The 21,363-nt window shown below is 71.8% G+C and carries 17 protein-coding genes and 2 pseudogenes; 6 read left to right on the top strand and 13 right to left on the bottom strand.

Going from position 1 to position 21,363, the window contains the following annotated elements:
* Both MMR14E_RS04425 and MMR14E_RS04420 read right to left on the bottom strand, forming a co-directional pair.
* Positions 1-326: NAD-dependent epimerase/dehydratase family protein (locus MMR14E_RS04425; RefSeq protein ID WP_331312984.1), on the bottom strand; the 326-nt coding region annotated here is incomplete at its 3' end.
* 113 nt (positions 327-439) lie between these two features.
* On the bottom strand, positions 440-2,176 hold the full coding sequence (locus MMR14E_RS04420; protein ID WP_419539298.1) for a mannose-1-phosphate guanylyltransferase/mannose-6-phosphate isomerase: 1,737 nt from the start codon (positions 2,174-2,176) through the stop codon (positions 440-442).
* A 190-nt stretch (positions 2,177-2,366) separates the two neighbouring features.
* Here MMR14E_RS04420 and selA point away from each other — a divergent pair.
* Together selA and MMR14E_RS04410 are read left to right on the top strand one after the other, a co-directional pair.
* Positions 2,367-3,726 (top strand): annotated as a pseudogene (gene selA / locus MMR14E_RS04415) (L-seryl-tRNA(Sec) selenium transferase).
* Between the two features lie 114 nt (positions 3,727-3,840).
* The gene (locus tag MMR14E_RS04410; RefSeq protein ID WP_331312983.1) at positions 3,841-4,311 is read left to right on the top strand and encodes a MarR family transcriptional regulator; all 471 of its coding nucleotides are present in this window, start codon (positions 3,841-3,843) and stop codon (positions 4,309-4,311) included.
* A gap of 42 nt (positions 4,312-4,353) precedes the next feature.
* On the opposite strand, the gene MMR14E_RS04405 is transcribed toward MMR14E_RS04410, so the two are convergent.
* Both MMR14E_RS04405 and MMR14E_RS04400 read right to left on the bottom strand, forming a co-directional pair.
* A complete protein-coding gene (locus tag MMR14E_RS04405) occupies positions 4,354-5,724 on the bottom strand; it encodes a pentapeptide repeat-containing protein (protein WP_331312982.1) in 1,371 nt (456 codons plus the stop codon).
* 45 nt (positions 5,725-5,769) lie between these two features.
* The gene (locus MMR14E_RS04400) at positions 5,770-8,088 is read right to left on the bottom strand and encodes an FdhF/YdeP family oxidoreductase (protein ID WP_331312981.1); all 2,319 of its coding nucleotides are present in this window, start codon (positions 8,086-8,088) and stop codon (positions 5,770-5,772) included.
* A gap of 155 nt (positions 8,089-8,243) precedes the next feature.
* Between MMR14E_RS04400 and MMR14E_RS04395 the strand changes: the two genes are divergently transcribed.
* Entirely contained in the window at positions 8,244-8,417 is a 174-nt protein-coding gene (locus MMR14E_RS04395; RefSeq protein WP_012322048.1) for a metallothionein, read from the top strand.
* Between the two features lie 332 nt (positions 8,418-8,749).
* Here the strand turns inward: MMR14E_RS04395 and MMR14E_RS04390 are convergent, their stop codons facing one another.
* Together MMR14E_RS04390 and MMR14E_RS04385 are read right to left on the bottom strand one after the other, a co-directional pair.
* Positions 8,750-9,037, bottom strand: a complete 288-nt coding sequence (locus MMR14E_RS04390) for an MTH1187 family thiamine-binding protein (protein WP_331312980.1) — start codon at positions 9,035-9,037, stop codon at positions 8,750-8,752.
* Positions 9,038-9,147: 110 nt separating this feature from the next.
* A complete protein-coding gene (locus MMR14E_RS04385) occupies positions 9,148-10,050 on the bottom strand; it encodes a LysR family transcriptional regulator (RefSeq protein ID WP_331312979.1) in 903 nt (300 codons plus the stop codon).
* Positions 10,051-10,157: 107 nt separating this feature from the next.
* On the opposite strand from MMR14E_RS04385, the gene kdgD reads away from it, so the two are divergent.
* The 3 genes and pseudogenes from kdgD to gudD all read left to right on the top strand — a co-directional run bounded on the left by kdgD (position 10,158) and on the right by gudD (position 14,005).
* Positions 10,158-11,072 (top strand): 5-dehydro-4-deoxyglucarate dehydratase, encoded by a 915-nt coding sequence (gene kdgD, locus MMR14E_RS04380; protein WP_331312978.1) that lies wholly within the window; start codon positions 10,158-10,160, stop codon positions 11,070-11,072.
* Between the two features lie 98 nt (positions 11,073-11,170).
* Positions 11,171-12,526, top strand: a pseudogene (locus MMR14E_RS04375) (MFS transporter).
* Positions 12,527-12,619: 93 nt separating this feature from the next.
* The gene (gudD, locus tag MMR14E_RS04370; RefSeq protein WP_331312977.1) at positions 12,620-14,005 is read left to right on the top strand and encodes a glucarate dehydratase; all 1,386 of its coding nucleotides are present in this window, start codon (positions 12,620-12,622) and stop codon (positions 14,003-14,005) included.
* Between the two features lie 22 nt (positions 14,006-14,027).
* On the opposite strand, the gene MMR14E_RS04365 is transcribed toward gudD, so the two are convergent.
* From MMR14E_RS04365 to MMR14E_RS04335, 7 genes are all read right to left on the bottom strand, one after another.
* The gene (locus MMR14E_RS04365) at positions 14,028-15,569 is read right to left on the bottom strand and encodes an amidohydrolase family protein (protein ID WP_331312976.1); all 1,542 of its coding nucleotides are present in this window, start codon (positions 15,567-15,569) and stop codon (positions 14,028-14,030) included.
* A gap of 29 nt (positions 15,570-15,598) precedes the next feature.
* Positions 15,599-16,405 carry an ABC transporter ATP-binding protein gene (locus MMR14E_RS04360; protein WP_331312975.1) on the bottom strand — a complete coding sequence of 269 codons (807 nt, stop codon included), beginning with the start codon at positions 16,403-16,405 and terminating at the stop codon, positions 15,599-15,601.
* On the bottom strand, positions 16,395-17,321 hold the full coding sequence (locus MMR14E_RS04355; RefSeq protein ID WP_331312974.1) for an ABC transporter permease: 927 nt from the start codon (positions 17,319-17,321) through the stop codon (positions 16,395-16,397). Before MMR14E_RS04355 ends, MMR14E_RS04360 begins: the two co-directional genes overlap by 11 nt.
* Positions 17,322-17,325: 4 nt before the next feature.
* Positions 17,326-18,378 (bottom strand): ABC transporter substrate-binding protein, encoded by a 1,053-nt coding sequence (locus MMR14E_RS04350; protein WP_331312973.1) that lies wholly within the window; start codon positions 18,376-18,378, stop codon positions 17,326-17,328.
* Between the two features lie 460 nt (positions 18,379-18,838).
* Positions 18,839-19,384, bottom strand: a complete 546-nt coding sequence (locus MMR14E_RS04345) for a GNAT family protein (protein WP_331312972.1) — start codon at positions 19,382-19,384, stop codon at positions 18,839-18,841.
* Between the two features lie 22 nt (positions 19,385-19,406).
* Positions 19,407-20,300 (bottom strand): hypothetical protein, encoded by an 894-nt coding sequence (locus tag MMR14E_RS04340; protein ID WP_331312971.1) that lies wholly within the window; start codon positions 20,298-20,300, stop codon positions 19,407-19,409.
* A gap of 11 nt (positions 20,301-20,311) precedes the next feature.
* Complete coding sequence (locus tag MMR14E_RS04335) at positions 20,312-21,298, bottom strand: SPFH domain-containing protein (protein WP_331312970.1); 987 nt, start codon at positions 21,296-21,298, stop codon at positions 20,312-20,314.
* Between the last annotated feature and the right edge of the window lie 65 nt (positions 21,299-21,363).

Raw genomic sequence — 21,363 nt, 5'->3', positions numbered from 1 at the left:
CCGAGGAACAGCAGCCGGTCGACGCCGTGCGTGTGCGCGGCGTCGATCAGGTTCGACTGGATCAGCAGGTTCTCGTGGATGAACTCGGCCGGGTAGGCGTTGTTGGCGTGGATCCCGCCGACGCGCGCGGCGGCGAGGTAGACCTGATCGACGCGGTTCTCGGCGAAGAAGCGCCGGACCGCCGCCTGATCCAGGAGATCCAGGGTCCGGCGGTCGGCCGTGAGGATCCGCTCGTGACCGAGAGCGCGCAGGCGACGCACGATCGCCGAGCCCACCATGCCCCGATGGCCCGCCACGAAGATAGTAGAAGCGCGGTCTGTGCTCATGTCCGGCATGCCGTATTTTGCGAAAATGCGAAGGGCTTACATATATAATTGCCGAGTGCTTTATGCATTGAGCAACGAGATATGTTTGCGGACGATCCGATCGAACGCGTTCATCATGGTCCTCTCCCGTAGATGTCCTCGACGCGGATGATGTCGTCCTCGCCGGTGTAGGAGCCGACCTGGACCTCGATCAGCTCCAGGGGGATCTTGCCGGGGTTGGCCAGCCGGTGCATCGAGCCGATCGGCAGGTAGACCGCCTCGTTCTCGTGGACGAGCACCACCCGCTCGTCGATCGTGACCTCGGCGGTGCCGCGCACCACCACCCAGTGCTCGGCCCGGTGGTAGTGCTTCTGCAGCGACAGCCGCCCGCCCGGCACCACCTGGATCCGCTTCACCTGGAAGCGCTCGCCCAGGTCGATGCGCTGGTACCAGCCCCAGGGCCGGTACATCCGCAGGTGCGCGTCCGCCTCCGGCGCGCCCTGCGCCCGCAGGGTGCCGACCAGCTCCTTCACCTGGCCCGAATGCGCCTTGGAGGCCACCAGCACCGCGTCGGGGGTGGAGACCACCACCACGTCCTCCAGGCCCACCACCGCGGTCAGGCCCTCGCCCTGGCTGTGCACGAGGCTGTTCCGCGTGCCGATCAGCGAGACCCGGCCGCGCACGGCGTTGCCGGCCGCGTCGTGGTCCAGCACCTGCCAGACCGCGTCCCAGGTGCCGACATCCGACCACGCGAACGACACCGGCAGCACCCCGGCCCGGGCGGTCCGCTCCATCACCGCGTAGTCGATCGAGATCTTGGGCGCCTGCGCGAACGCCGCCGCGTCGAGGCGCACGAAGTCGAGGTCGGTCACCGCCGCCTCCAGGGCCGCGCGCGCGGCCGCCAGCACCGCGGGGACGAACGCCTCCAGCTCGGCCAGCATCAGGTCGGCCCGGAACAGGAAGTAGCCCGAGTTCCACAGGGCGCCGTCGGTGATCAGCGCCTCGGCGCCGGCCCGGTCGGGCTTCTCGACGAAGCGSGCGACGCGGGCCGCGCCCTCGGCCTCGGCGATCGGCTCGCCGCGGCGGATGTAGCCGTAATCGGTCGCCGGCCGGTCGGGCTCGATGCCGAGCGTCATCGTGTAGCCGGCGCGCGCCCCGGCGGCCGCGCGCCGCACGGCGTCCACGAACGCCGCCGTGTCGGGCACGACGTGGTCGGCGGCCATGATCAGCACCACGGCCTGCGGGTCGCTGGCGGCGGCGTGCAGCGCCGCCACCGCCACCGCCGCGGCGGAGTCGCGGCCCTGCGGCTCCAGCAGGATGTCGGCCGAGAGACCGAGCTGGTCGCGCTGCTCGGCGACGATGAAGCGGGCCTCGGCCGAGGCGATGACGGTGGGCGTGGCGAAGACGGCGGCGTCCGACACCCGCGCCAGCGTCGCCTGGAAGGTCGAGCGCTCGGCGTCGACCAGACGGGCGAACTGCTTGGGCATGCTCTCCCGCGACGCCGGCCAAAGCCGCGTCCCCGTCCCGCCGCACAGGATCATCGGGTGGATCTGGATCGNGTGCAGCGCCGCCACCGCCACCGCCGCGGCGGAGTCGCGGCCCTGCGGCTCCAGCAGGATGTCGGCCGAGAGACCGAGCTGGTCGCGCTGCTCGGCGACGATGAAGCGGGCCTCGGCCGAGGCGATGACGGTGGGCGTGGCGAAGACGGCGGCGTCCGACACCCGCGCCAGCGTCGCCTGGAAGGTCGAGCGCTCGGCGTCGACCAGACGGGCGAACTGCTTGGGCATGCTCTCCCGCGACGCCGGCCAAAGCCGCGTCCCCGTCCCGCCGCACAGGATCATCGGGTGGATCTGGATCGAAGGTCGGGACATGGTGACGTCTCCCGAGAGGGCTCGGCGGGGTCGGCGCGGCCGAGCCCGCCCCGCGCGGGTGCGATGGACTCTCGGACGCCGATTTCAGGACCTGCCCTTACCGTCGGGCCGGGACCGGAACAACCTGCGCGCATTCTCCGCGCGTCGACGGGCTGGCTCCGTGCCGCGGGATGGTTATCTCTGGTCCGACATGAACGGACCCGTCCCCACCCGCCCGGCCGATGCCCCGGCGCCGTCCCAGCGCCGGATCCCCGCGGTGGAGCGCCTCGTCGGCGCCGCCCCTCCGGCGGATCTCGAGAGCTACGGGCGGACGGCCTACACGGACGCCGTCCGGGCGGTGCTGGCCGGGATCCGGGCCGGGGGCGGCCCCGTCCCGGACGCGGCGGCGATCCGGGCCGCGGCGTCGGCGCGGCTCGCCGCCGAGCGCCGGCCGTCCCTGCGGCCGGTCCTCAACCTGACCGGGACGGTGCTGCACACCAATCTCGGCCGCGCCCTGCTGCCCCGCTCGGCCGCGGAGGCGGTGGCCGCCGTGATGGTGCAGGCGAGCAACCTCGAGTTCGATCTCGAGACCGGCGCCCGCGGCGAGCGGGACGACCATGTCGAGGCCCTGATCTGCCGCCTGACCGGCGCCGAGGCCGCGGTGGTGGTCAACAACAACGCCGCCGCGGTGCTGCTGGTCCTGAACGCGCTCGCCATGCGCAAGGAGGTGGTGGTCTCCCGTGGCGAGCTCGTGGAGATCGGCGGCTCGTTCCGGGTGCCGGACGTGATGGTGCGGGCCGGCTGCCGCCTGCGCGAGGTCGGCACCACCAACCGCACCCACCTGCGCGACTACGCGGAGGCCCTCGGGGCCCGCACCGGCCTCGTGATGAAGGTGCATCCGAGCAACTACGCCATCGCGGGCTTCACCGCGGCGGCGGATCCCGCCGCCCTCCACGCCCTCTGCCGCGAACGCGGCGTGCCGCTGGCGGACGATCTCGGCAGCGGCAGCCTCGTCGACCTCGCGGCCTACGGGCTGCCCCCCGAACCGACGGTCCGCGACGCCCTGGAGCGGGCCGACATCGTCACCTTCAGCGGCGACAAGCTGCTCGGCGCGGTCCAGTGCGGCATCGTGGCCGGCCGGACGGACCTGATCGCCCGCGTGCGCAGGAACCCGCTCAAGCGGGCCCTGCGCGTCGACAAGATGACCTACGCGGCCCTCGCGGCGGTGCTGCGGCTCTACCTGCACCCCGAGCGGCTGCGCGCGGAGCTGCCGACCCTGCGGCTCCTCACCCGCCCGCGCGACGCGATCGCCGCGCAGGCCGAGCGCCTCGCCCCCGCCGTGGCGGAGCGACTCGCCGGCGGGCGGCCGCGGCGCGGGCGCGCGGTGCCGGCGGCTCGCCGAGGACCTGCGCCGGCTCCCGGTGCCGGTGATCGGCCGGATCCGCGACGATACCGTCCGCCTGGACCTCCGGACGCTCGAGGACGAGACCGGCTTCCTCGACACCCTCGCGGCGCTCCCGCCCGTCGCGGACGGGGGGCGAACCCCGAGACGAACCCCATCGGGTTGTTAAGGGAACGGGCCGGATGCCCGGAGCTTGCGCGGCGGCATCCCGTGTTATGGTATGATGACGGACCCGCGGTCGCGGTCGAGAGTGGCGGTGCGTGGACCGCGATGGGCGAACGATATGGCGTATATTGCCGATACGGCTGAGGCGCTGCCGGAGACGGATCCGCTGCTCCTCGATAATCAGCTCTGCTACGCGCTCTACGCTGCCGCGCACCGGATGACCAAGTCGTACCGGCCGCTGCTCGAGCGGCTCGGACTGACTTATCCGCAATACCTGGTCCTGCTGGTGCTGTGGGAGCAGGACGGCGTCACGGTCTCGGAGATCGGTCGGCGCCTGCGCCTCGATTCCGGCACGCTGACACCGGTGCTGAAGCGTCTCGAGAGCGCGGGTTTCCTGCTGCGGACCCGGCGCCAGTCCGACGAGCGCGAGGTCGAGATCGCCCTGACGCCGGAGGGTGCCGCCCTGCGCGCCGACGCGGTCTCGGTCCGCGAGAGCGTCATGTGCCAGCTCGAACTCAGCGAGCCGGAGATCCGCGCCCTGCGCAAGGACCTGAGCCTCGTCATCGAGCGGCTCAGCGTGAACGACTGAGGGCGACCCGGATCCGGGGACGCGGCGCCGGGACTGTCGGCCTCACCGGCGCAGGCGGTTGCCCAGGACGAAGCCGTAGAGCCCCATCAGGATGATGCCGACGCCGCCCTCGATGCCGACCAGCAGGTTGGTGACGCGGCCGGTGGGCTTGAGGCCGATCTCCGGCGGGTTCGCGGTCATCATGTTGAGCGCGCTGTAGCTCAGGAGATCGAGCGGGTTGTAGGTCGGCCCGGCGTCCGGGCCCTCCAGGATGAACAGGCCGCCGGTCAGGCCGAAGAGCCCGCCGAACAGCACGATCAGCAGCGCGAAGGCGCGGGCGATGCGCGACAGGCTCTCGCCGTAATCGCACAGCCACTCGACGAAGCGGTCGGCGGTCCAGCGGTAGCCGTGGCGCAGGAGCCCGGACCAGTCCCGGTCGGACCAGGCGGCGCGCGCCTGCTGCCCGGCGTGGAAGCGGCCCATGCGGCGACCGCGCTTGTAGGCCCAGCTCGCCGCGTCGTGGCTGCCAATGCTCTTCCAGTTCTGCTCCAGGGCGAGGTAGCTCGCCTGGGCGGCCTCGTAGGCGCCGGCCACCTCCTCGCCGACCGCGCCGCCGAGCTGCTCCACGCTCATCCGCGTGCCGTTGAGCCACGCGCCGGCGAAGCGGGCGTGCCGCAGCCGGCAGGTGGCGAGGTTGAGCCGCACGAGGTCGGTGTCCGAGAGATCCGCCCCCGAGAGATCGGCGCCGTCGAGCTTCGCGCCGGTGAAGTGCGCCCCGCGCAGCCGCGACCCGGCGAGGCTCGCCTTGGTCAGGCTGGCCTCGGCGAAATCCGCGTGGGTCAGGTTGGCGTCGCCGAGCTTGGCCTCGTCGAGGCGCGCGCCGCGGAAGACGGTGTCGTCCGCGTCCGCCCCGGAGAAGTCGGCGCCCCAGAGATCGGCGCCGGCGAAGTCGGTGCCGTCGAGGAGGGCGCCGGACAGGTCGGCGAAGCGCATCGCGGCCTGGCCGAACCGGGCATCCTCCAGCATCGCTCCCGCGAACCTCACCTGCCCGGCGACGATGCCGGTGAAGTCCGCTCCCGAGAGATCGGCCTCCGACAGGTCGGCCGCCTCCAGGATCGCTCCGGTGAAGCGGGTGGAGCGCCCGACCGCGCCGGTGAGGCTCGCCCCGCGCAGGTTCGCGCCGGAGAGGTCGGCCTCCTCCATGCGGGCGCGGGACAGGTCGGCGCCGACGAGCGTCAGGCCGCCGGATTCGGGGTCGGGCCCGGGACCGGCATCCGGGACGGCCGCGAGGGCGCCCGGCCCGGCGCTCAGCTGCGACAGGTCCGCGCCCGGCTCCCGCAGGGGCGCTCCGGCGGCGAGCCGGCCGACGAGCGCGCGCAGCCGCGAGTCCGCCGGAGCGTCCGGTCGCGCGTCGGGGGGAGTCGCCTGGTCCATGGTCGTTCCTTGCCGGAACGCGCGACCGGACGCCAGACGCTCCGCTCAGGGTGCGGCGGTCGCGGCCGTCACCCGCACCGTGATCGCCTTCGCGGCCGGGGTCTTGGACTGCTCGTCGTGGTGCCAGAGCGGCAGCAGGACGTTCAGCTCCGGATAGTACCCCGCGCAGTTGCCCTCCGGGATGTCGTAGGCGATCACCCGCAGGCCGCCCACGCGCCGCGTCACATGGTCGTCGGCCTCGGTCGCCACGTCGACGCTGAGCCCGTCCCTCAGGCCCAGCCGCGCGATGTCCCGCCGGTTCATGAACAGCACGTCCCGGGTGCCCTTCACCCCGCGGAAGCGGTCGTCGTAGCCGTAGACCGTGGTGTTGAACTGGTCGTTCGACCGCAGCGTGATCAGGTCGAGCACCTCCGGGCCGCGGTCGGGGAGGTCCGGGTCGGCCTCCAGGCCCTCGGGGACCGCGAAATTCGCTTTGCCGGTGTCGGTCTCCCACTTGCGGTCGCGGGCACCCAGCGGCTTCAGCAGGCCGCCCGGGTGGAACATGCGGCCGTTCAGATCGTGGAACACGCTCGGGTAGGTCGCCTCGATCGCGTCGCGCACCCGGGCGTAGTCGGCGACCCACGAGTCCCAGTCGATGCGGGGGTTGGGCGGCAGGGCCGCCTTGGCGATCGCCGCCACGATCCAGGGCTCGGAGCGCAGGTGAGGCCCGACCGGGTCGGCCACGCCCCGCGACCCGTGGAACTGCGCGGTGGAGCTCTCCATCGACACGGCCTGCGGGCCGCTCGCCTGCCGGTCGATCTCGATCCGGCCCAGGCAGGGCAGGATGTAGGCGACGGCGCCGGTGACGAGGTGCGAGCGGTTGAGCTTGGTCGAGATCTGCACGGTGAGCCGCTGCCGCCGCCAAGCCGGCTCCATCCGGGCGGTGTCGGGGATCGCCCGCAGGAAGTTGCCGCCGAGCCCGACGAAGGCCTTCACGCGCCCGTCGAGGACGCCCTCGCAGGTCTCGACGGTGTTGAGGCCCTTCTCCCGCGGCGGCTCGAAGCCGTAGAGTTCCCGCAGCTTGTCCAGGGGCGCCAACTCGGGTTTCTCGGTGATTCCGACGGTGCGCTGGCCCTGCACGTTCGAGTGGCCGCGCACCGGGCAGATCCCGGCGCCGGGCTTCCCGATATTGCCGCGCAGGAGCAGCAGGTTCACCAGCATCCGGACGGTCTCGGTGCCCTTGCGGTGCTGCGTCAGGCCCATCCCGTAGATGCCGATCACCGCCTTCGCGCGGGCGTAGACCCCGGCGGCGGCCTCCAGGGCGGTCCGGGTGAGGCCGGAGCGCCGCTCCAGCGCGCCCCAGTCCTGCCCGTCGCAGAAGGTCACGAAGGCCTCCAAGCCGTGTGTGTGCTCGGCGATGAAGGCGTGGTCGAGCACCCGCGGCCGGCCGGCAGCCTCCGCGGCCCGGTCGAGGGCGAGCAGCGCCTTGCACAGGCCGGTGAGCGCCGCGAGGTCGCCGCCGGCCTTCACCTGGTGGTACTGCGTCGAGATCTTCGTGGACGAGCGGGTGAGCATCTCCACCGGCGATTGCGGGTCGGTGAAGCGCTCCAGCCCGCGCTCGCGCAGCGGGTTGAAGGTGATGATCTGCGCGCCGCGGCGCCGCGCCTCCTGGAGCGGGTGCAGCATCCGCGGCGAGTTCGACCCGACGTTCTGGCCGAAGAAGAAGATCAGGTCCGTGGTCTCGAAATCCTCCAGCAGCACCGTGCCGACCGGCGCCCCGATCGACTGCGGCAGCGCCACCGAGGTCGGCTCGTGGCACATGTTCGAGGAGTCCGGCAGGTTGTTGTTGCCGTAGAGCCGGGCGAGCAGCGCCCACATGTAGCTCGTCTCCAGCGAGGCGCGGCCGGAGGCGTAGAACACCACCGAGCGCGGGTCCTGCGCGCGCAGCGCCTTCAGCTCCCGGCCGATCTCGGCCAGGGCCTCCGCCCAGGCGACGGGCCGGTAGCGGTCCGTCGCCGGGTCGTAGCGCATCGGGTGGGTCAGGCGGCCCTGCTCCTCCAGGGCGTAGTCGCTCCAGCCGAGGAGATCGGTCACGGTGTGCGCGGCGAAGAAGTCCGGCGTCGCGCGGCGGCGCGTCTGCTCCCAGGCCGTCGCCTTGGCGCCGTTCTCGCAGTACTCGAACGCCAGCGGCTTGGCGGGCTTCGCCCAGGCGCAGGACGTGCACATGTAGCCGTCCGGCTTGTTCTGCTTGAGCAGCATCGCCGAGCCGGTGACCGGCACGCCCTCACGCGTCAGGATCTCGACGAGGGAGCGGGCCGAGCCCCAGCCGCCCGCCGGCCCGTCGTAGGGCTCGATCCGGACGTCGTCGGTGTTCTGATCGGCCATGGCGCCCTCCACCCGGCGCAGCGGGCACCGGACCGGGGGAACGCGCGAGCGGGCGAATGGGATCACGGGCGCGTCACCGCGCCCCCAGGCGGGTTCCCTCGCCGGTGGCACGGCTCTAACGTCGACTCGCGGACCAATTGCCGGAGGAGGAAACCATGGCCAGCGTCGACGTCGAGATGGTGAAGTGCGCCTGCCAGGACTGCGTCTGCGTGATCCCGGTCGCCAAGGCCGTGTCGCGGGACGGCAAGGCCTATTGCTGCGACGACTGCGCGGACGGTCACAAGGATCACGCCGGCTGCGAGCACGCCGGCTGCGCCTGCCACGGCTAGGGCCGCCTCCGATCGCGTCTCGGCGGCCTGGAGAACGCAACTACGTTCGAGACAGCCGCGACGCGCCCCTCTCCCGTGCGGGAGAGGGGACCCACGCCTCACCCGGCGCGGGCTCGGCTGACGTCACCGTGCCGACCTGATCGAGAGCGGCCCTGGGTCTGTTTCGACCTCGGTGAGATCAGGCCTCCCAGAGGGTCAGGCGCTCTCGTTTCGGGGCGCCGAAGGCGGGCCCGGAATGCCGACGCTCCGTCGGCGTGAGATCTGTCGACCCCGGCACCGCATCACCGGCTCCGCGGCGCGGGCCCCGGGATTGCGGGCCGATCGGGGCGCGGTCAGGAGACCGCGGCGAGCTTGTCGGCCATCGACTGGTCCTTGTCCCGGCGCGTCGAGAAGATCAGCGTGAAGAAGGCCCGCTGGACGCCGAGCTCGGCGAGCCTCGCCTCGCACCGCTCCGCCAGCGCGCAGATCTCCGACAGCTCGCCCTCGATGTTCGTGCCGTTGGGATGCATCGTGGCGGTGAGCCCGCTCGACTCGATGATCCCCTTGATCTCCCGCACGTAGGGCGAGACCGACGGGCCGACGCCCATCGGCACGATACAGAGGTCGGCCGAAACTTTCATGGTGCCTGCCTGATCCGGGAGGGGCGGCCCCGGCCGGCAGCGCGACCGGAAGCGGAGCGGGCGCGCAGCCTATCGCCGGCCGCGCCGACTTTCCAGGGCAGCGCCGGCGGTCACGCCTCGCCGGTCTCCAGCGCCGCGGCCCGCACCGAGGGCAGGCACGGATTGGCGTTGTCGCTGCGCCACGCGAGCCACAGTTCCGGCCCGGTCGTGGCCGGCAGGGCGATCGGCCGGAGCCGGATGTCGGCCATGCTGTTGCCCCGGGCACTGCCCGGCACCAGCGCGACGCCGATGCCGGCGCCGACGAGGGCCAGCATCGCGTGGACTTGGTTCACCCGCTGCACGATCCGCGGCTGCACGCCCCCGGTCTCGAACAGACGGTCGAGCAGGTCGATGAAGTAGCGGCCGCCCCGGGGCGACCACGTCACGAAGGCCTCGCCGTCGAGGTCCCGCAGGGTCGGCGCGCGCGCCGTCGCGAGGCGGTGCCCGCGCGGGACCGCGAGCAGGAGCCGCTCGCGCGCCAGCGGCGCGGTGGCGATCGCGGATTGCGGATCCTGCAGGATCGGGGCCGGCCGCAGGATCGCCAGATCGGTGCGGTTCTCGCCCAGCGCCAGGATCTGCTCGTCCGAGACCATCTCCTCCAGCACGAGGTCGACCTCGGGCAGCGTCCGGCGGACATGGGCGACGACCTGCGGCAGCGTCCGGTAGGCCGAGGCGGCGGTGAAGCTGAGCCGCAGCACCCCGCTCTCGCCCAGGGCGGCGCGCCGGGTGATGCGCGCCGCGTTCTCGGCCGCCGCCAGCACCCGGTAGGCCTCCGCCAGGAAGGTGCGGCCCGCCGGGGTCAGGCGCACCGCCCGGGTGGTCCGCTCCAGCAGCGTCACGCCCAGGGTCAGCTCCAGCATCTGGATCTGCCGCGACAGGGGCGACTGGGTCAGGTTCAGCCGCGCCGCGGCCCTGCCGAAATGCATCTCCTCGGCGACGGCGACGAAGCTGCGGGCATGGCCGAGATCGAACATTGATGCAGGATCCGGGATAATCCAGCCAAAATCAACGTTGGACGCATTGAACACGGGCGCCTAACCCCGGTCGCGACACCGAACGGTGCGTTCCAGGGAGAGAATCGATGGCGAGCATGACCCCGGCCGAGATGGCGCGCGTGCTGGGCTCCGGCCTGCTGTCCTTCCCGGTCACGCATTTCCGCGACGATCTCGGTTTCGATGAGACCGCCTACCGGGACAATCTCGGGCGGCTGGCCGACTACAAGGTGTCGGGCCTGTTCGCCGCCGGCGGCACCGGCGAATTCTTCTCGCTGACGCCCGCCGAGATCGACCGCGTCCTGCGCGCCGCCGTCGAGGAGACCCGCGGCCGGACCCCGGTTATCGCGCCCGCCGGCCAGGGCACCGCCCTGGCCGTCGAGATGGCCAGGGCCGCCGAGGCCGCCGGCGCCGACGGGATCCTGCTGCTGCCGCCCTACCTGGTCGGCTCCGAGCAGGCCGGTCTCGCCGCCCATATCGAGGCGGTCTGCCGCGCGACCTCCCTCGGCGTCATCGTCTACAACCGCGCCAACGCCCAGCTGAACGAGCAGACGCTGGCCGGCCTGTGCGAGCGCTGCCCGAACCTCGTCGGCTTCAAGGACGGGGTCGGCGACGTCGAGCTGATGACCCGGGTCTACGCCGCCCTGGGCGACCGCCTGACCTATATCGGCGGCCTGCCCACGGCCGAGACCTTCGCGCTGCCGTACCTGGAGATGGGCGTCACCACCTACTCCTCGGCGATCTTCAACTTCCTGCCCGAATGGGCCCTGTCCTTCTACGACAGCGTCCGCCGCCGGGACCGCGACGCGGTCTACCGGGAGTTGCGCGCCTTCGTCCTCCCGTACATCGCGATCCGCAACCGCAAGCGCGGCTACGCGGTCTCGATCGTCAAGGCCGGCATGAGCGCCGTCGGCCGCCACGCCGGCCCGGTCCGGCCGCCGCTGACCGAGCTCGACGCGGCCGAGCGCGCCGAGCTGACGGCCCTGATCGGCGACCGCCGCTGAGCCCCCGCCTCGACACCCAAGACGGACCCGCCGAGCCAACGGCGGCCACGACCCGCTTCCCGGATCAACCGGGCGGCGACGAGCCAGGGAGAACGTCCATGAGTGCCAGTTCGACCGGCGCGCCGAGCACCCTGCTCGACGCCGCCGACGCGGGTCGCCGCACCCGGGTCCGCCTGCTGATCGTGGCGATGCTGTTCGCCGCCACGACGATCAACTACGCCGACCGCGCGACCATCTCGATCGCCGGGCCCGACATGGCCAAGGAACTCGGCCTCTCGCCGGTCCAGATGGGCTACGTCTTCTCGGCCTTCGCGTGGTCCTACGTCCTCGCCCAGATCCCGGGCGGCTGGCTCCTCGATCGCTACAGCGTCAAGTGGGTCTACGCCGCCGCCGTCGCCCTGTGGTCGGGCTTCACGCTGGTCCAGGGTGCCGTCGGCTTCTTCACCGGCCTGACCGCCGTTGTGCTGCTCTTCGCCCTGCGGCTCGCCGTCGGCCTCACCGAGGCGCCGGTCTTCCCCGCCAATGCCCGGATCGTCGCGGCGTGGTTCCCGACGCGGGAGCGCGGCATGGCCTCGGCGTTCTTCAACTCGGCGCAGTACTTCGCCACGGTGCTGTTCACGCCGCTGATGGCGTGGATCGTCCACAATTTCGGCTGGCACCACGTCTTCACCAGCATGGGCCTGCTCGGCATCGTCTTCGCGGTGGTGTGGCTGCGCGTCGTCGACAGCCCGAAGAACCACCCGGCGATGAACCAGGCGGAGCGGGACTACATCGAGACCGGCGGCGCTCTGCTCGACATGGACGGCCAGAGCCGGACCCGGCAGGGCGATGCCGGCCGGACGCTGCGCCAGCTGCTCGCCAACCGGATGCTGCTCGGCATCTATGTCGGCCAGTACTGCATCACCGTGCTGACCTACTTCTTCCTGACGTGGTTCCCGGTCTACCTCGTCAAGGAGCGCGGCCTGTCGATCCTGCAGGCCGGGTTCGCGGCGGTGCTGCCGGCGCTCTGCGGCTTCATCGGCGGCATCCTCGGGGGCGTGATCTCCGACCTGCTCCTGCGCCGCGGCTTCTCGCTGACGGCGGCCCGCAAGATCCCGATCGTCGGCGGCATGCTGCTGTCGATGAGCATCATCGGCTGCAACTACGTCTAGGCGGACGCCCTCGTGGTCGGCCTGATGGCGCTCGCCTTCTTCGGCAAGGGCATCGGCGCCCTCGGCTGGGCGGTCGTCGCCGACACCTCGCCCCGGGAGAGCGGCGGCCTCTCGGGCGGCCTGTTCAACACCTTCGGCAACACCGCCGGCATCACCACGCCGATCGCGATCGGCTACATCGTCCAGAGCACGGGCTCGTTCAACGGCGCCCTGGTCTTCGTGGGCCTGAACGCCCTCGTCGCCTGCTTCTGCTACCTCGTGGTAGTCGGCGAGATCCGCCGCGTCGAGCTCAAGGCCCACTGACCCGCCCGCCGGACCGGCCCCGGCCGGACCGGCCCCGCAACGATCCCGCCTCGCGCCCGGCGCAGACCGGCCGGGGGCCCCGAGGAGGACGCCATGGATCACGCCAAGGATCTCGCCAAGGATCACGTCACGTCGAACGAGAGCCGCCACGCCGCCCGCCACACGCCGACCGTGACCGCCATGACGGTGGTGCCGGTGGCCGGCCACGACAGCATGCTCCTCAACCTCTCGGGCGCGCACGGGCCGTACTTCACCCGCAACCTCGTGATCCTGACCGATTCCACCGGCGCCACCGGCCTCGGCGAGGTCCCCGGCGGCGAGGGCATCCGCAAGACCCTGGAGGATGCCCAAGACCTCGTGGTCGGGCAGCCGCTCGGCGCCTGGAACGCGGTGCTCAGCGCCATGCGGACCCGCTTCGCCGACCGCGACGTCGGCGGCCGCGGCCTCCAGACCTTCGACCTGCGCATCACCATCCACGCGGTGACGGCGGTCGAATCCGCCTTCCTCGACCTGCTCGGCCAGTACCTCGACGTGCCGGTGGCGGCCCTCCTGGGCGAGGGCCAGCAGCGCGACGCCGTCGAGATGCTGGGCTACCTGTTCTACGTCGGCGACCGCACCCGCACGGATCTCGGCTACCGCGCCCCGACCGCCCGCGACGGCTGGTTCCGCCTGCGCGACGAGGAGGCGCTGACCCCCGAGGCCGTGGCCCGGCTCGCGGAGGCTGCCTACGACCAGTACGGCTTCAACGACTTCAAGCTGAAGGGCGGCGTGCTGCGCGGCGAGGACGAGATCGCCGCCGTCACCGCGATCCACGAGCGGTTCCCCAAGGCGCGGGTCACGCTCGACCCGAACGGCGCGTGGTCCCTCGCGGAGGCGATCCGCCTGTGCAAGGGCCAGGGCCACGTCCTGGCCTACGCGGAGGATCCCTGCGGCGCCGAGGGCGGGTTCTCGGGCCGCGAGATCATGGCGGAGTTCCGCCGCGCCACCGGCCTGCCCACCGCCACCAACATGATCGCCACCGACTGGCGGCAGATGAACCACGCGATCCATCTCGGCGCCGTCGACATCCCGCTGGCCGACCCGCATTTCTGGACGCTCGCCGGCTCGGTCCGGGTGGCCCAGCTCTGCCGCGATCACGGCCTCACCTGGGGCTCGCACTCGAACAACCATTTCGACGTGTCGCTCGCGATGTTCACCCACGTGGCCGCGGCGGCCCCGGGCAACGTCACGGCGATCGACACGCACTGGATCTGGCAGGACGGCGAGCGCCTGACCAGGGAGCCGCTGGCGATCCGCGGCGGCCTCGTGCGGGTGCCGGAGCGGCCGGGCCTCGGCATCGAGCTCGACATGTCGGCGGTTGAGGCGGCCCACGCCCTCTACCGCGACCACGGCCTCGGCGCCCGCGACGACGCGGCCGCCATGCAGTACCTGATCCCCGGCTGGACCTTCGACAACAAGAAGCCCTGCCTGGTCCGCTGAGGCCCGGCCCGGGCCCGCGCCGTCAGACGCGCGAGCTCGGGCGGTAGAACGGCTCGTGCCGCGACGGGTCGATGTAGTCGGCGTAGAAGCGCCGCGCGTGCGGCAGCAGCGCCTTCGAGAGCTGGCGCCGCTCGACCTCGTCGTCCGAGAGCGCCCGCGACAGGTCGTCGTGCAGCGCCTTCAGGGCGGCGTCGCGGTCGACCCGCGTGAAGCGCCCGTCCGCGTAGAGCACCTCGCCCTCGCACAGCACCGCGGTGACGCCGCCGGTCTTGGCCCGCTGGATCACCGCGTCGAGGAGCGGCGTCTCCGGGTCGAGATACGGGTAGGCGATCTGGTCCCAATCGATCAGGACCATGTCGGCGCCCTTGCCGACCTCGATCGTACCCAAGCCGTCGCCGTAGGGGGTGGTGCGGGCGCCGCCGACGGTCGCCATGCGCAGCACCTGCGCCATGCTCGGCACGTCGGCCTCGTCCATGCCGGGCACCCGGTGGGCGCGCAGCACGAGGCGCATCTCCTGCAGCATGTCGCGGTCGTCGTTGATGCCGGCCTCGTCGAGGCCGATCGCCGTATTGATGCCCTTCGCCTCGAACCGGTTGAGCGCCGCCACGCCGGAGCGCAGCCGGAAATTCGACGAGCAATTGTGGCAGATGCAGGTGCCGGTCGCCGCCACCCGCTCGATGTCGGACTCGTTGAGCCAAACCCCGTGGCCGAGCGTCAGGCGGGGCCCGAGCATGCCGAACCGGTCGAGGTATTCCAGGGCGGTCCCGCCGCCGCGCTTCTCGGCGTAGGCCTTCTGGTAGGCGGTCTCGACGAGGTGCATGTGCATCGGCACGTCGTAGGATTCCGACAGGCCGGCCAGCCCTTCGAGGGCCGCGTCCGAGCACCAGTGCAGATTGGCGGGCGCGAGCTGGATCTTGGCCCGCGAGGCGCCGGCCTGGCCGCTGTGCAGGTTGCGGAACAGGGAGAAATTGTCCTCCAGGGACATCTGGAAGCGCTCGAACCAGCGCTTCATCGGGTCCTGCAGCGGCGCCGGCAGGCTCGCCACGAAATCCATGTCGGCCTGGTAGACGAGGCGGTTCTGGTCGCGGACCGCGAAGCAGTACGAGACCCGCATGCCGATGTCGCGGTAGGCGCGCAGCACCTCGTTGGAGCGCGCCTCGACCTCCTCCAGGCTGCCGGGCATCCAGCCGTGGATGTGCTGGACCGTCGTGATCCCGGAGCCGACCATCTCGAAGGCCGAGTACAGGGTGTCGAGGTAGAGGTTCAGGTTGCGCGCCACCATGCGGGTGACGAACCAGAGTTCCAGGGGCATGTCGGGGGAGCCGAGCTGGACCGGCGTCAGGCCGACATGGTGGTGGCCGTTGACGAAGCCCGGCAGCAGGATCTCGCGGCCCGAGCCGATCACCGGGGCGTCGGGATAGCGGGCGTGCAGGTCCGAGTAGGTGCCGACCGCCGCGATGATCCCGTCCTTCTGGAGGACCGCGCCGTCGGCGATCTCCTCCCAGCGGTCGTGGTCGAGGGTGCGGGTGATCATCCGCCGGCTGCGGATCAGCGATGTGGCCATGGTTGGGTCCGTCTTGATTGGGAAGGGGGTCAGGCGAGCGCTTCCTGCTCGGCGAAGGCCCGGTCGACCTCGTCGCGCAGGAGCTCGGTGAGGTGGCGCCGCAGCGCCTCGGCCTCGGGGGAGAACGGGTCGCGCGGGCGGGGGAGGTCGTTGCGGACGATCGTCTTGATCCGCCCCGGTCGCGCGGTGAACACCACCACCCGGTCGGCCAGCGCCACCGCCTCGTCGATGTGGTGGGTCACGAACAGCACCGAGGCGCCGCTGTCGCGCCAGACGTCGAGCAGGAAGTCCTGCATCTTCTGGCGGGTCTGGACGTCGAGGGCCGCGAAGGGCTCGTCCATCAGCAGCACCTTCGGGCGCATGGCGAGCGCCCGCGCCACCGCCACGCGCTGGCGCATGCCGCCGGAGAGTTCGTCCGGCCGTTTGTCGAAGGCCTCGGCGAGGCCGACCCGCTGGAGCGCCGCCCGGGCGACGCTCCGGCGCTCCGCCTCCGGCACGCCCTTCAGCGACAGGCCGAAGCTGACGTTCTGCCAGACGCTGAGCCAGGGCAGCAGCGAGGTTTCCTGGAAGATCAGGCTGCGCTCCGGCGACGGCCCGGTGACGGCCTCGCCGAAGGCCAGGAGCTCGCCCCCGGAGGCGGCCTCGAGCCCGGCGATCAGGTAGAGCAGCGTGCTCTTCCCGCAGCCCGAGGGGCCGAGGAACACGACGAACTCGCCGGGCCGGACAGTGAGGTCGATGTCGCGCAGCGCCTCGTGGGCGCGGGCGGTGCCGGCCGCCCAGACCTTGGCGACCCCGCGGCACGAGACGGCGTCCTGGGATCCGGGATCAGAGGCCAAGGGAGGCTCCCGCGTCGCGCGGCAGCCAGTACAGCAGCCGCCGCTGGACCAGCCGGAACAGCAGGTCGAAGGCGAAGCCCAAGAGGCCGATCAGCGTGATGGTGAAGAACACCAGCGACGGGTTGAAGGTGTTGCGCGCCAGCATGATCACCTGTCCGAGCCCGTACCCGACGCCGGTCGCCTCGGCGACGAGCACTACCATCCAGGCGCCGAACAGGTTGAGGCGCAGCACCGCGAGCAGCCCCGGCAGGATCGCCGGCACGATCACCCGGGCGTAGATCTGGCGCTTCGTCGCCCCCATCGTCCGGGCGACGTTGATGTAGTTCCGGTTGACCCCGTCGATCTGCTGGATGGTCGAGAGCACCATCGTGAAAAACAGGGCGATGAACACCATGAAGATCGCCGGGGCGTTGCCGATCCCGAACATGAAGATCGCCACCGGCAGCCACGCGATCGGCGAGACCGGCGCCAGGAGCGTGATGGTCGGCAGGGTCAGCCGCTCGAACAGCTTGAAGTAGCGGATCCCCACGCCGACCAGGATCGAGAGGGTCGCGGCCAGGGCGAGGCCGGCCAGCACCCGGCCGGTCGAGGCGAGCACGGTGATCAGCACCGCCATGGCCGGGCTCGGGCCGGTATTCATCCCGGTGCCGATCTGCCAGCGCTGCGCGGTGTTGAAGAAGCGCGCCTGCTCGGCGAGGTTGCCGAGGAAGATGTGCGGCGGCGGCAGGAGCTTGGCGTCGGCGACGCCGAGCGCCCAGAGCAGCTCCCAGAGGCCGGCGAAGCAGCCGACCGAGACCAGCATCCAGCCGGTCCGCTGCAGGAGCGGGACGAGGCCGTCGGGCAGCGCGAGGCGCTGACCGAGCGGGAGGCGCGGCCGGACGTGCGGGACGGCGGCGCGGACGAGGTTGACGGCCATCCGCTCAGGCCGACTTCAGCTTGAGCTTGCCGTAGAGATCCGGGTTCTCGGCGATGACCTGCTCCAGCAGGGTCCAGTCGATCGCGTCGCGGCCGGGCTTCTTCTTGATGTAGCCCATCTCGGCGACGGAATCGGTCCGGTCGAGGATGAACTGCGTCTGGTTGCGGGCGTCCACCACCGAGGGCTGCCGGCCCATGGCGAGCTGGGCGTTGTGCATCGAGGTCTTGTAGTAGGAGCCCACGAGCTTGTTCAGGGCGGCCTGGGGGTCGCCCTCGGCCAAGGCTTGCGCCTTCATCATGCCCTTGATCAGGGCCTTCACGGCGCCCGGGTTCTTGGCGATCAGCTCGTTGCGGACGGCGAGCACGCAGTCGGTGTAGCCCTTGCCGTAGATGTCGGTGCCGTCGGAGAGTTTGACCGCGCCCTTCACGTCGGTGAGCAGCGCGGTGCCGTAGGGCTCGATGGTCGAGATGATGTCCAGCGCCCCGGCGCGGAACGCCTCCACGGCCTCCGGGGTCGAGCCCATGTAGCGGACGGTAATGTCCTTGAAGGCGACGCCGTTCTTCTTCAGCCAATCGTAGGGCAGCACCTCCAGCGTATCGAGCTGGAAGGTCCCGAGCGTCTTGCCCTTGAGCTTCTCGGGGCTGTCGAGGCCCGGCTGGGCGACCAGCACGCAGCCCTCGATGCCGCCGCCGGCCACGATCTTCACCGGGGCGCCCGCGTCGTAGAGCGCCATGAAGCTCGTGTAGGGCATCACGCCGGCATCGACCTGGCCCATCCCGAGGAAGGTGACCTGATCCGAGAAGGTCGGCGTGTTGACGAAGTCGATGGTGAGCCCGTCATCCTTTGCGAGCTGCATCGCCTCCGCGAGGAAGAAATTCAGGTTGCAGAAGCCTGTGCCGTGGGTCGCCCGGATGCCGGTGGCCGCCGCGGCCGGACTCGTCAGTCCCGGGCCCACCGCCAGGGTCAGCGCGGCGGCGGTTCCGCCGAGGAAGCGCCTGCGGCTGGGCTTGAACCGCGTGAGATCCGGGACACGATAATCGCCGTGACGGTCGCACATATCGACTCTCCTCAGAGGGCGGATCGCGCGATCCGCCGGACGGCGCGTGCCGGTGCTGAAACGGAGGGATCGGAGCTCGGGACAGGCTCAAGGCAGTCGCGGAGATCCGGTCGCCCGGCACCTCACCACATCGACGGCACGCCAACCTCTAGCCGCCGCCGGGGCGACGCTGCGCTGGTGACTACGAACCAAGAAGCGTGCCAGACGCGGGGCCCGACTTATTGGCGGCTCGCCTTGCCCGTCGGCGTTGTCGAGGAACGGCACCGCCGTCGTCGCGAGCGGAGCGAAGCAATCCAGCCGCGCCACGCCTCCGGACTCGGCGCTGCCCTGGGTCACTTCGCTGCGCTCGTGAAGACGGACATCGACGTCGCACCCGGCATCGAACGGTCCGACGCCCGCGAAAGCGGCTGAATGCCGCCGCAGTATTCAGCCGGGCTCGCTGGACAGTGCCGGACCGGCCTCAACCGCGCGCCGAGCGGCCCGCCCATTCCCGACGCAGGATGGCGTACTGCATCGTGTTCTCGAAGATCGGGTTGCCGCGATCGTCATCGACGAAGGAGACGAACTCCCGGAACAGGCCCTCGCGGCGCATCGTCAGCGCCTCACACAGGCGGCGCGAGGAGGCGTTGTCCTCCTCAACGTAGGCGTAGAGCCGCCGCGCCCCCCGCTCGGAGAACAGGTATCCGAACAGGGCGGCCGCGGCCTCGCGGGCGTAGCCCGCGCCGCCATACGCGGCGTTGAAGTTCCAGCCGACCGAGAAGGTGTCGGGCGGTTCGGGCTGGCAGAACAGGTCGCCGATCAGCCGGTCGGACGCGGCGATGGACACGGCTACGTACTCGTCGTCGCGGCCGCGCCGCTCGGCCTCCGCCTCCGCCTCCGCCGGCGTGTCGAGCCGGCCGCTCAGGAAGCAGCGCGCCCGCGGGCGGTGCAGGTAGGCGAACAGGTCGGCTGCGTCGTCCGGCCTGAAGCGCCGCAGGATCAGCCGTTCGGTCCGGATGGCGATCATCGGGCTCCCGGACGCCGCCGCGCTACGCGGCCACGAGGTTGAAGGTGCGGTCGGCCGGCGCGAGGCTCACCCGCCGCCCCCAGTCGAAGGCGACGAAATCCTGCTCGATCCCGTCCGAGAACACCACACCGCCCTCGTTCATCCGTGACACCACGGTGAGGGGCGAGCCCACGAACTTGCCGCCGCGGAGGTCGGTGCCGGTGGCGACGCTCGGGAACGGCTCGCGCACCCAGTAGCCGAAGGACGCCTCCTCGATGCCCACCTCCACGGTGAGGTGCGTCGCCTCGCTGATCGAGCGCGCCCAGCCGGTCAGGCCGGTGCCCGAGGCCACGATCAGCCCGCTCGACGAGTGGTCCTCCGCCCGCGCCCCGTCGTCGATGCGGTAGCGCGCCGACTGGTGGCTGCGATGGCCGACGAAGATCTCGTTCAGGGCGAGCAGCCGCTCGCCGCCGTCGAAGGTCGCCTGCACCATGGTGCGCCGCTGCAGGGGCGCGGCGCCGGCCGCGCTGGCGGGCAGGAGCGCGCGCAGGGCCTCGACCCGCGCCCGGGCCAGCACGCCGTCGTAGAGGTCGGGCGCCGGGTTGACGCCGACCACCGGCTGCCCGTCGAGGTACTTGGCGACGTTGGCCACGAGCCCGTCCTGTCCCACCGCCACGACCACGTCCTCGGGGGCGAAGAGGAAGCGGTCGAGGTCGGGGCGCCGCACCAGGGCCTGCCGCCAGTCCAGGGGCACGGCGGACCGGGCCTCGGCGAGCACGGCCTGGAACTGGGCGTGGCGCGCCTCGACCTCGGCGAGCGTCTGGTCCCGGCTCTCCAGGAAGAACCGGACCTGGCCGCGGGTCGCGTGCCGGGCGATGAGCAGCTCGTAGTCCGTGTCGCGGATGACGAAGACCACGCGGGGGGTGACGGCCGGCATGGCGGGCCTCCTCAGCGCGGCGCGAGCCGTGGGGACAGCGCGCCCCGGAACTCGCCGAGGACGGCCGCCATGAGGTCGGGCGTGACGTTGACGTGCTCGATCGTCTCCAGCTTGCCGGCGAGTTCCCTGGCCGCCAGCCCGAGGAGGACGGCGGGCGGGATGTCCCGGTAGACGGCGGCGCGGCGCTGCTCCGCGTCGGCCCGGGCCCCCTCGACGAGGCGGATCCGCTCGGCCTCCGCGGCCGCCTCCAGGCCGCGGGCCTCCGCGACGCCGGCGGCGCGGTCGCGGGCGTTCTCGGCTTCCTGGGCGATCAGCACGGTCTCGCGCCGCGCCAGCTCGGTCTTCGTCGCGAGTTCGTTCTCCGCGATGGCGCGCTCCTTCTCGACCGCCAGGGCGCGCCGGGCGAAGGTCGCCTCGTCGGCCTTCTGCTGCAGGGCCTCGAAGGTCGGGGTCTGGAGGGCGCGCTCCAGCTCGCTGGTCGGCGCGAGGTTGGTGAGCCGCACCGACACCGCCGCGACGCCGATCTCGGCCAGCGCCGGGGCGTCCGACAGGACCCGCTCCAGCACGGCGCGCAGCGGCTCCGGCCCGGCGTCGAGGAGGGCGCCGATCGGGCTCGCCCCGAGATACTGGAGCGCCGCCTGACTGGCGATGCCGCCGAGGCGGGCCTCGATCCGCTCGACCGGCTCGCCCTGCAGGCGCCCGGTGCGGAGGTCGATCGAGAAGTCGACCCGGCTCGCCAGCAGCTCCGGATCGACGACGTGCCAGCCGATCGTCCCCTGGACCACGACGGTCTGGAAGTCCCGGCTGCGGCCGCGGACGAAGAGCGTCATCTCGCGGTCGTCCACCGGCACCTCGCTGATGCTGGCGGTCTCGGGCCGGAACCAGAAGACCAGACCCCGCCCGCTCTGCCGGACCCGGCCGTTGCGGAAGCGGATGATGTGGCTGCTCGCCTCGCTCCGGAGCTGGGCGATCACACCGATGTTGCGGACGGTGGCCATGATGGTCTCCTCGAAGCGCTCTCCGCCGAGGCGGATTCCGGTTCGGCTCAAGAGAGCGCGCTGAA

Origin of the sequence: Methylobacterium mesophilicum, from assembly GCF_036441335.1 — a bacterium.
GTDB lineage: Bacteria > Pseudomonadota > Alphaproteobacteria > Rhizobiales > Beijerinckiaceae > Methylobacterium > Methylobacterium mesophilicum_B.
The sequence above is the reverse complement of the archived record's forward strand: the minus strand, read 5'-3'. Positions and strand labels throughout refer to the sequence as shown.